The following is an 11,395-nucleotide window of genomic DNA, read 5'->3' as shown; positions in this document are numbered from 1 at the left end:
TTTATCAGTTTAAGCTCTTTCTTCTTGGGAATCATAACTGAAAAATAATGGGGATTATTCTTTTAAGTTAATGATTTTCAAGAGATTGAGCAAATAATCAATCGCTTATTTTATTGATTATAAACATTTTAACTAAACAAATCAGCGGAAAAGTTCAACTACTGATTCGCATTATTAATTTTATTCGAAGATAACATTTAACCATTTTCTAGGCAATTGAAATAGGATTAAACTTAATATTTCCATAAATAGTTAAACGAATAAGTAAATCAATGCGAAAAATCGCTTATCTTTGTATTATAAATGTACTTTTTACATGCATAAGACTTTAGAGAAAGTATAGCTGTATTGACTAAAAGAACAACTAATAAAATCATGGGGCTGACCGGTTTTGACAGCGAGATGAAGTGGTTTGTAAGCATGCAGTGCGTAGTCGGCTAGCACTATAATCTCAGACGTCAAAATTTTAACTGGCGAAAATAATTACGCTCTTGCTGCTTAATCGAAGTATAGTAGATATAGCTTAATCTCAGCACATGTGTTGAGACAAGACATCACCCGGAAGCTGTTGCTCCGAAGCATTTCGATACGGTGGTGTAGGTAAATCGGGGATAGAACAAGGGAATCTTCGGCTCTTGTTTGAAATAAAGAAGATAAGGTTTGAGTTGGTGGCTTTGGTCTTGCTCACTCCCGACAATTAAAACAAAGATAAGCATGTAGAAAGCAAACTAATTCCTTGTTTGGACGAGGGTTCGAATCCCTCCAGCTCCACAAATAACACTGATTATCAGCGAATTGTAAAGTATACACCCAATTTTACACCCTAAAATGTAAAGTTGGGTGTTTTTGTTGATATAGTTTTATTCTTGATAATCAAAACCAATCTCACCAGCACTATGAATAATTTCGTATGTATTTTTCAAAATATGATTATTATTTACTCTTGTTGGCAATAAGTTATTCAATAGGGATAATATCTTTTTTTCATTTTTTATATAATCCTCTTTGGATGTCAAAAATATATCAGGAGTCCAAGAAAACGAAAGTTCATATATAGCATCTTCTCCCCATGTATTATCTATACAAGATAATATTAACTCAGAATCTTTCAATTCTATTGGTTTAAGACTATTCATATGAGATTTTATATCAGAAGCGTATCTTTCATTGATCATTTGAAATCTAGATACCTGTATTCTTCTTTCATTATGTTTTATCGGAAATCCAACTATATACTCGAGTTCAGTTACAATAACCTGCTTATAGTTTCTTTTATAGTTATTTATGGCTTCTTCAAAAAAGTCAGGAATCGTGCCTGTATATTCTGCTCCTGGCAATTTTGATAATAAGTGATTTCTATTAAGTATCTCTCTTACACTTCCATTTTCAAAACTATTCCAATCAGGAGATAAACAATATAAACCCATAAAAGGATCAAACATTCTAGTTGAAATTGTGATTATTGATTCTTCTTCATTTAGATCTTCTAATAATTTTACAGATAAATCAACATCATGAACAATGTAAGATATCTCTTGTATTTCTAGAGGGGAGCATTTCCAAACAATATATTGTCCTTTTACATTCTGAAAATGAGATTCATTTATAGCTTTTATTGTTGGAGTAACATCATAACACCCAAATAACTGTAATGCAACGTCTTTTGCTGGATTAACAAAGTGAAAATAATCCCAACTTCTAGCACGACGAGATGTTTGCCTTAAAAAACCTTCTGGAGCTTCAAAAGCATACTCAAAATCATTATGTATTTTATTACCAATTAAAGAATAAGAGAGCCATGATGTCATTTCATTTAACCACAGAGAATTATTATTTGTAGAGAGAATCTTAATTGGACTAATGATGAAAGAAATCCACTCTTGATTATCATTAATTTTATAGTTTATATCTTTTAGTTTTTCTTTTAATTCCTTATTAAATATATCTAATTCTGTAATTTGGGAATCAACAACAATTACAGGCATGGAATTATTAGGCTCAATCCTTTTTAGAATAGACATCCATGAAGGTAGCATCTCTATTAAATTTGCTCCAACATTCAAAATAAGATTTGAATCATTATTATGTATAAAATCTAATAAACTGGGGTAGAATGGAATAACCTTATAAGAAGGCATTATTACAGGGATTAATTGACATCTAACAAAGGACTCATCCAATCGAAGTATTGTATTATAATAATCTTTTATTTCATTAAGAATATCTTGTCTCGAAAAATTGTTGAGTGTATTTTGTTTGGGAACTATTATTGAAGATTTCTTTTTCCCAAGTTTAGATAAATTACCTAATACTTGTTTAGTAGGGCTGCACCAAAAACAAGAATCAGTTTCTTCTTCATAAATTACAAGAAATATTGGAAAATACGAATTTATCCATGCATTAAGAGTTGTTGTTTCTATGGAAACACTAAAATTACCATCTTTAGTCTTCTAATATATTTACTATCTTTTTTTGTTGATTTTACTTGGCACCTAAAGTAGTAATATGTTCTGCTATTATCAATAAATACAGTACAACTAATATCCTCTCCAAAATCAGATTTGATTAGATCAGCACTCCATGAATACTTACTAAATATTAATGCTACAGTCTTTTCTCCTATATCTCCTAAAGATTGGGAATTAGACTTAATTGGCATTTTATTATTCATCATAGAAGTATAATTTTCTCACTCCCTCTCCCCATACTCACCAATCTTCTCTTCGCAAATCCTTTTTGTTATATCCCTCAATAATTCCACTTTAGGCACAAGCATATCAATATCCTCCTTTGTTACTACAAAATCAGGGTCGTATCTGCCATTTACATAAGCCGCTTTGATAAGTTCAAAGAGCCGTTTCTCTTCCGAAGTATTCTGTGGAAAGACTTTGATAAATTCATTCGAATATTTCTTAACGGAGTTCAGTAATTTGGTAAGATTATGCTGTTTGGGATTTTCTAATGTGTTAACTAGCCGAATAGCATAGATAAAGTTTTCACAAGCTTGATGTAAATCAAAAGATGACATTCTGTAATCTTTTCTTGAATATGCAAATTTAGCTTGTTCTATAAAACTATTTGCTCTGTCAAACTTATCATCAAAATATTCCTGAGCCTGTTGCTTTATTTCTTCAAAGCTGAGTTTGTGTCTTCGTGCTAATTTGTGTTTTCCACTATCATATAGAACAACACCCTCTTGTTTTATTTGTGTATAGAAATACCTGCCTTCATTCAGGTACTTGTTCAGCTTTTTCATATCCTCACTGATAAACTGAACAGGAGGCTGTCTGTCAGGGTCTTTTGCCCTGTCATAATATAAATCTTCCACATTACTAAGCGACCTGATTGCTCCTCCATCCGATACTCCGCTTGTGACAACCAATATATCGTAATCGCTTACATAAAACTGTAGTTTGCCAAACTCATATTTTTCATCATATACCACATAGTCGTTACGTGCATAGCTACCAAACAAAATTATCATTTCGGTTTGTTTAAGCCGTTGTAAAACTGCCTCGACAATAAAATGCAAATCCCGCTGGTTATTGGATGGCAGATATGATATGGATTTCTTCATCGGTTTTTATTTATGATCTTAAAATTAAGAATATAAAGATATTGAAAAAAGGAAAACAAAGATTAACTTTTTGTTTGTTAATTGTATATTTGTATTTACATCCTGCTTCTTGTCAGTTTGACTAAAAATTATAACTGACGACTCAATACCGCAGCGATATAAACTATTTATTTTAATATTTATATCGGCTTGATTAACTAATCAGGCTTAAAAGCGGACATATATATGACAACACAACAAACAATCTCAAACGAATATTGTGCAATACTGATAAACTGTTCTTCTCTGGTATTAAGGCTATCCCATGATGAAATCCAAGAAAGCTACTCAGACAATCCCATGTATGTAGCCGAGTACATTGAAAATGAAGTCAAAGAAAACATAATAGAGCTTCTTTTTGAAGACCAGAAAGCAACTCTGTCCTGCACCTTTGGCGAGAACAATAGCTGCAATGCTTCGCATATATTCTTTGATGACTTAGATGAGTTAAGTAACTATATCAGTTATCTCAATAGAACCTATGCTTATGATTATATCCGAGGCTGTTGGACATTACCCAATTCTTTCATATCCATAGAAAAGACGAAAGACGATATTTACTTTAAGTCTTTCTATTTATAATCGGGGTTACTACTATATTTCAGGCAAGGCTTTAGGGTTTTGCCTGAATATTTTTCAATTTTTTATCTTCAAGACCTCAATAGGCAATAGATAAACAACACAGTAAACACGCAAGCTTATGTTGCTTAGCAAAATATACTTTCTTTAGTTGATTAATACTTTAACCTTAGAATCATCGATCTCCTGAATTCTACCTGTTGTATGCAGGTGATAATATGCTTTTTCCATTGCTTGCGTAATATTACTTCCTTTACGGCTAAACCCAAATTCGCGAGCAGTCGCAATTTTCAGATCTTCTGAACGTATTCCATAACTTCGTTGGGCGATAACAACCATAGCTTCTGCAAGCTCTTCAGTAGCAATATATTGGACTGGACGAATATTATCTCCATATTCAGAGTTAGGTATTCTAACTGTAATCGACTTCACAGACGTAAGTGATATAAAGTCTTCACAATTTGTAATTTGATTTTTGAGATGTCTATTTATAGTATAATTTACTAATTCTCTGATTTTAGAGGTCGCTTTTTGATTGCCCCAAAGTGGAGCAATACGTTTACAAAGGTTTTCGAAATGTATAGGTTGTTCTATTTGTAAAATATGCTTCACTACATTGCTCGCATACAACCAATCATCATAGACACGTTCGACATCATCAATGTTTGCCTCTTCATACATTGAAAAACCATAACCAACATCTTCTTGTTGTTGATTTATTAACTGTTCTTCGATCTCTATATTTATCGAGGAAGAATCTATACTCTCGATTTTCAAATCAAGCTTTGGCTCTTCAAATTCACGCAAAACCTTCTCAATTGTATCAATAAGACGCTCGCTTTCTGTAATCTGATCTTTTATCCAATCTGTTGACCAAATACGATATATTCGCCAACCCATATCCTCTAATATTGTTTGTCTTAGCCTATCACGTTCTCTTGCTGTTCTTGAACTATGATATGTTGCCCCATCACACTCTATACCAAGTACAAATACACCTGTGTGTTTTTGATGGCGGATAGCCATATCTATGCGAAAACCAGAACATCCAACTTGAGTTACAACATTGTACCCCTTAGAATTAAGGAAATCATATACCGATTCCTCAAATGGAGAGTCCAGTTCAAGTATGTCATTATATTTTAATTCACCCTCTAAAGCTGACATCCCATTTTGGGCAAAATCTATATATGAGCGAAGCATTTTAACTCCTTCCGAGGTTGTGCGTTCCGTATCAATATCAGCTGGTAAAATAGAGCCTATAAGTTTGATATTATACTTAGCACGAGTAATAGCTACATTTAATCTTCGATAACCTCCATCACGACTAAGAGGTCCAAAACTCATATACATTATACCTTTTGAGTCTTTCGCATAACCTATACTAAAAATAATAGTGTCTCTTTCATCCCCCTGCACATTTTCTAGGTTTTTGATAAAAAAAGCTTCTTCTTTCTCTTCGGCGAAGAAAATATCAAAACTACTATTGGATAGCCTTCGCTCTCTAATAGCCATATCAACAGCTTGTTGCTGTGCTTCACTGAATGTTACTACACCTAATGAACGGTTCGGATTAGTTCTGAAATGGTCAAGTACAAGGTCTGCTACTTTATTTGCTTCAATAATATTGTTTCGTTTCCCTCCTCTATCATATACACCGTTTGGCACATAAACATACTCAACACCAAAGTCTTTGACTTTTTCTTGATGAGAAGGAAATGTTATCAATTTATGATTATATATTTTGGCGTTAGAAAATGCTATAAGATGTTCGTGGCGACTACGATAATGCCAACGTAAACTTCTCTCTGGTATTGCATTAAGTGCTTCGTCAAGTATTGATTCATATGCACCTGTATCATCTTGTTCGTCGCTTTCAATATCGTAATCGCCATCTGATAGTGTTGTTGCGAAGAAGTTTGTAGGAGGCAACTGTTTACTGTCTCCTACAACAATCACTTGCTTACCTCTCATTATTGCTCCTACTGCATCTTCAGTACATACTTGAGATGCCTCATCAAATATAATAAGGTCAAATTCATAACTTTGAGCTTCTAGAAATACACTTACAGACAAGGGGGACATCATAAAACATGGTTTCAATGATGTGAGAAGATTAGGTATTGCGTTAAATAATTTACGAAGGGGTAATAACTTTCTTTGTTTGTTAAGTTCTCGCTTAAGAATCCCAATTTCATCGCGTGATGAAGTTATTGAGTTAAAGTCGGGTAACCTGCTGAGTAATCTTTCTCGCACTCGTGACTGAGCAACAACCATTTGCCCTCTGTCTAAGATCTTGAATTCAGATAAATTGCTTTCATGAGACTTGTGCCTAAATGATTGTACAGTAGGGTAATTGGGGAGTTGCTTATCCAGCCACAATCGGTAAAATCTCTTTAGGTATGTACCAATAATTAAATTAGGGTTTATGTTTAAGCATTCTATTTTGCTAATGTACTCAGCCAAACCAGCTTCCTTACATTTCTTTCGATTGTTGCGATAGTCAATCCACTCTTCCAGAGATGATTTTTTTGTGTAACATTCGGTAAACCTTTTTATAATATCCTCTAATTTTTTATTGGATAAATCTTCTGACTCATCAAACATATTGAATACCCATTCAAGCTCTTCACCAACTAAAAGTCTTATTTTGGTGATCTCAAGACTTTTTATTCCTGCAAGATTTATTGATTGTGTGTCAGAGCAAATACGTTCTATGTATCTGGCTGGCAGTGTATGCTTATCAACTAATTGTATGAATTTGTCGGCAAACTCAAGGTTAAATAAAATTGTATCCCAATCTGTAATATCTCCCTTCCATAGGAAACTATATTGTTGTTGCAAAAATTCTTTTTTACTATCTATAGACTGTAAAACTATCTGGATATTAGAAAGCTCATTAAGATCAGCGAAAAAACTTTTACTGTCAAGTATATCAGGCGTTAAGTTATTCACTTCATTATAACAACGTTTTATCGTATCTGCTTGAGAAACAATTCCAGATGCTAATTTGATTAATTTCGATATGCCTGATGGGGCATTGATATTTTTATCTATCAATCGCTCGGTCGTTGCAATTATTTGATTAATATCAATAGTAGAATATAGTGAAATAAAAGATGTAATCTTTTCATAAGGTAACTCATCATTAATAAGTAACGATCTGAGGAGAGTTGAAATAATTTGCTCGGGTAAAAGTTCAATCAACAATCTAAATTTACCAATTGTCTCTAATAATTTCCCCCAATCTGTAGACAATCCCTTGTAATAAACTCCAAAATATTCTCTAAGTTTAGTTTCATGTTCATTTATCCAAGACTTTTTCTCTGCAATAACTTTCAACTGATCAAGCAATGTAATAATAGTATTGTCATTTAATTTCTCGGAACTTAGACAAAGTGCCTGTATATCTCTTTTATCTTTGCGATATTGTGAATTAAAAATCCTAAATATAGAACGATAATCCGTTCTATAACGTTTTATAATTGAATTAAAATCAATATCAAGTATTTCTTTATCGTAATTATTAAATAGCTTTACCAACAAGGTGTTTTCTTCGTTGTGGATGGTTGAAGCTTCAGCGAGGAACAGCTCAAAATCTGTATTTTGAATATTTTCAAACCACATCCGAGTCGGTATTATTCGTGTGGATAAAATTTCTGTTATAGTGGCAAAATTTGATATTTCCGAAAATTTATTGGGGGTCTGAATACCTAACATTATCGAAAGTCTGTCCACTAATATAAAGAGTTTATCTAAGTCATTAGAGATAAATTCAGCCTCTTTAATAATTATATCAATACCATCTACAATGCTATCACTACTTTCGTACGTTTGATGATTAAGTATCAGTTTTATATTGCTTAGGGCTTCTGATATTTCTGCATTCAATAAGCCTCCATTAATAAGAAGTACTTTATCTCCATACTTCTTTGTTAAGTTACTCGTACTTTTTCTAATCTCATCTGAAGTTTGCTTATACTTAGTTGTCTGTTTTATGAGATTGCATATATCATTATCTGTAATCCAATGTATTGGAATCTTCGGAGATTTATTCGATAGATTGAGAATTTCGATTAAATTGTCAATTTGATTTATAGATATAGGTAATGATAATTCGAATTCATTAATTGTATCCTGTACTTCTTTTACAAGCTCTTTTAGTAGAGGTATGAGTGTTTTGAAATTAGCATCTATATCGTGTCGAAGTTCAAACGAGACGTTGTCGACAGTGGAGTTATACCAAGGGTTTGAATGGAAGCTCTCACTCATCTTTCCGATAGTCTTGGAGAATACCTCAAGTAGGTACTTGTGGGTATTCAATTTCTCAGGTGTAAATTTATCAACTTCTGCTATATCAAAAATAATCTCGGTAAGATTATCCAAAGATGCTAATATGCCATTAACCTCGTAAATGCTCTTGTTTAGTGGCAAGCACTTCGTGTGTAACTCCTTATGGTATTTATTTATTCGCTCTCTCAGATACTCAAGCTCCATGAGTTTGTACACAGCTTCTTCTTTGACACTAACTTTGTTCATACTAAGAGAATTTGCCAATTCTCTTAATATCTCTTTCTTATTAGCTTTATGGCTATGGAGTGTAAGGCAAAAGTCAGATAGCCCTACCTGTGTCAGTCGTTTATGTACAACTTGTAAAGCTGCCATTTTTTCAGAAACAAACAAAACTTTCTTCCCGTCTGCTAACGCTTCAGATATAATATTTGTGATTGTTTGACTTTTACCTGTTCCCGGAGGTCCTTGTAAAACAAAACTAACATTATTCTTTGATAATAGAATTGCATCTTGCTGACTAGAGTCTGCATCTACAACCTGATACGTATCTACAGGTCGTATTTTAGTATCATGATCAAAATCGTTATACTCTTCTGATAAATAAATCGGATCACCATCTCCAGCAATGGCAGAAACTATTGGATTATTGATCAATTTCTCTTCATTCCTTTCTAAATCTTTATACATATTGATTTTAAGGAACGACAATAAAGTAAGATTGGCATCGCAAGAAATCTTCCAATCCTCGTTTTGAACTGCTTCTCTTATTATTTCGATATATGACGAGATTTTCATCTTGTCTGCATCAAATTCTGGTAGTTCTATTCCAAAATCATTATTCAATTTAAATGACAATGTAGGATTTACGACAACCTCATCTTCATGAAGATGCATAATATATGGAGATGAAATAGATTCATTAGTCAAAGTTACAGGTACAAGGACAAGAGGAGATGTAATAATCTGCTCAGAAAAACTAGTTTCTTTCCATTTAAGCAAACCGAAAGTAAGATATAATGTATTTATCCCCTGTTCCTCAATAGACATCTTTGCTTTCGCTCGGAGAACTTTAAGCGTTTTTTGTAAATCTCCAGGTGTTTTGTTCGTTTTTAAATCCCCTTCAATTATAGATTCGAAAGTTTCTTCTCCATCATCAATGATTATCTTTTTTGCGAAAGGAAATTTCAGAGACTTTTCACTGGAGACAATAGCATCAAATAAATCATCAAAACTTGGGAGTTCGATAGCTATATTCGAACGTTTGGTTTCCTTAAAATTAATTAACCTATTTCGCTTTCCCAAATCAAGAAGCAATTTTTTCCACGCTTCAATTTTTATTTTGATGTTAGCCATATATTATAGAATCTGGTTTTAATTTTTTGTGTTACTCTCTTTATATACTCTAAAAAAGAGTATGTTTGATTTTATTAGCTCAATAAACAAAAGTAATTATTTTTAACAAAGTATATATATGATAAGTGAGTTTACTGAGCTTATATTTAAACATTTCGCTTTTAGATTTTAAATATCGAAACTCTGACAATTTTCTATCTCTAATAAAGTTTGATATAGTAGATTTTTGATTAAGGCTAAAATATTGTATATAACAAAGAAATTAACCTCCAATCCCTTTCTTTTTTCCAAATGATGGCTTCTGTTTAATATCAATCCCGATTGCCCTTTGAAACTCCTGATACTTCTGTCTGAACCAGTTGACATGACTCATGCTATCAATAGTAAACTCAAGTTTACCCTCTTCAGTGGGATGCGGTTTAACCTCAGCTACCGAATGATCCGTTTCAAAACTCCGCTCATATTCCGCAGAATAAATTCTGCCTTTGAACCCGACAGGCTTCATTTCCAGAATCTTTTTGATTAAGCTTTCGGAGAACCTTAAATGGTTACACAGATTCTCAATGCGTAGTAGCTCCTTGATGTTGGGGAACAGGTCGTAAATCTTCTTAAGTTCCTGCTTTAATTTGTCTAAAATTGTCTCATGCTCTTTTTGTATGTTTTTTATACCCTGCCTTAGCTCCTTAATTTCTTTAGCAAGGGTTTCCTTATCAGCCTTCAGGTTATCTATCTCATGCTGTTGTTTTTTGACCTTGGATGTACCCATTACCAAACCTATGCCGTCCATAATAGTAGAGCCTACATCCGCTGCTTTATTTACAAACTTTTCGGTCTTTAGTTGTCCTTTTCTCTGCTTGAGGGCTTCATCCGTATTTTTCAATTCGGTTTCTTTTTGTTGTTTAAGTATATTGGCTTGTTCATAACGGATATATGCCTCTTTTTCCTGTTGTTTCAATTCTTCAAGACTTTGGTACATACCCTCATTCTTAATTAACAGCTCCCTGTAATACTCATACGTTTCCGTATGCTTTGCCTTCGATCCATCAATGCCTCTATCCAATCCGTAGGGTTTCATCCATTCCGCATACGAGTTCTGATACTCCTTTAGTTTGTTCCTTGCCATTACATCATCAGCACACAATCGAGAGGCATCTTTACTTTTCTTCTTATACTTTTTCTTATCGGGGTTTATCTCTTGCGTCTTAATATCCTTTACCTTTCTTCTTTCACCTGTAACTATGGGTACAACAGTTGCATGAATATGAGGTGTCTTCTCATCCATATGTAAAACAGCAGATACAAGGTTCTTTTCTCCGTAGGTTTGTTTTAGCCAATCGATATTATCGGTACACCAGTTATCGAGGTTTCCTGATTCTTCGATGTCTTTCATATCTTCATGTGTACCTGAGAGCATAATACGAATGGCACGTACCTGATCTTTGGATATTTTTCGTTTGATATCCGCATTCTCTATTCTATGTTGTATAGCTTCTGTCCGGCTATTCACTCCTTCGGGAAAGTGTATTAATTCCTTATTGAGGTGTGTACGGGTTT

The 11,395-nt window shown here is 33.3% G+C and carries 5 protein-coding genes, 1 other RNA gene and 1 pseudogene; 2 read left to right on the top strand and 5 right to left on the bottom strand.

Annotation, left to right across the window (positions count from 1 at the left end):
• Window positions 1-377: 377 nt before the first annotated feature.
• Window positions 378-774, top strand: a transfer-messenger RNA (tmRNA) gene (gene ssrA / locus CLV62_RS21185).
• An 86-nt stretch (window positions 775-860) separates the two neighbouring features.
• Here ssrA and CLV62_RS21180 read toward each other — a convergent pair.
• The 3 genes and pseudogenes from CLV62_RS21180 to CLV62_RS21170 all read right to left on the bottom strand — a co-directional run bounded on the left by CLV62_RS21180 (window position 861) and on the right by CLV62_RS21170 (window position 3,577).
• Complete coding sequence (locus CLV62_RS21180) at window positions 861-2,138, bottom strand: hypothetical protein (RefSeq protein ID WP_245904161.1); 1,278 nt, start codon at window positions 2,136-2,138, stop codon at window positions 861-863.
• Window positions 2,139-2,228: 90 nt separating this feature from the next.
• Window positions 2,229-2,435: pseudogene (locus CLV62_RS22405) on the bottom strand (DUF4365 domain-containing protein); the annotation flags it as partial.
• A gap of 254 nt (window positions 2,436-2,689) precedes the next feature.
• Entirely contained in the window at window positions 2,690-3,577 is an 888-nt protein-coding gene (locus tag CLV62_RS21170; RefSeq protein ID WP_110312765.1) for a HEPN domain-containing protein, read from the bottom strand.
• Window positions 3,578-3,802: 225 nt separating this feature from the next.
• Here CLV62_RS21170 and CLV62_RS21165 point away from each other — a divergent pair, with 225 nt between their 5' ends.
• Window positions 3,803-4,198, top strand: a complete 396-nt coding sequence (locus tag CLV62_RS21165) for a hypothetical protein (protein WP_110312764.1) — start codon at window positions 3,803-3,805, stop codon at window positions 4,196-4,198.
• Between the two features lie 144 nt (window positions 4,199-4,342).
• Here CLV62_RS21165 and CLV62_RS21160 read toward each other — a convergent pair whose 3' ends face one another.
• Together CLV62_RS21160 and mobV are read right to left on the bottom strand one after the other, a co-directional pair.
• A complete protein-coding gene (locus CLV62_RS21160; protein ID WP_110312763.1) occupies window positions 4,343-9,841 on the bottom strand; it encodes a DUF3320 domain-containing protein in 5,499 nt (1,832 codons plus the stop codon).
• 262 nt (window positions 9,842-10,103) lie between these two features.
• Window positions 10,104-11,395 (bottom strand): MobV family relaxase (gene mobV / locus CLV62_RS21155; protein ID WP_110312762.1); only part of this gene is annotated, 1,292 nt, incomplete at its 5' end.

This window comes from Indolivaga alginatilytica, from assembly GCF_003201355.1.
Classification (GTDB): Bacteria; Bacteroidota; Bacteroidia; order Bacteroidales; family Dysgonomonadaceae; genus Dysgonomonas_A; species Dysgonomonas_A alginatilytica.
The sequence above is the reverse complement of the archived record's forward strand: the minus strand, read 5'-3'. Positions and strand labels throughout refer to the sequence as shown.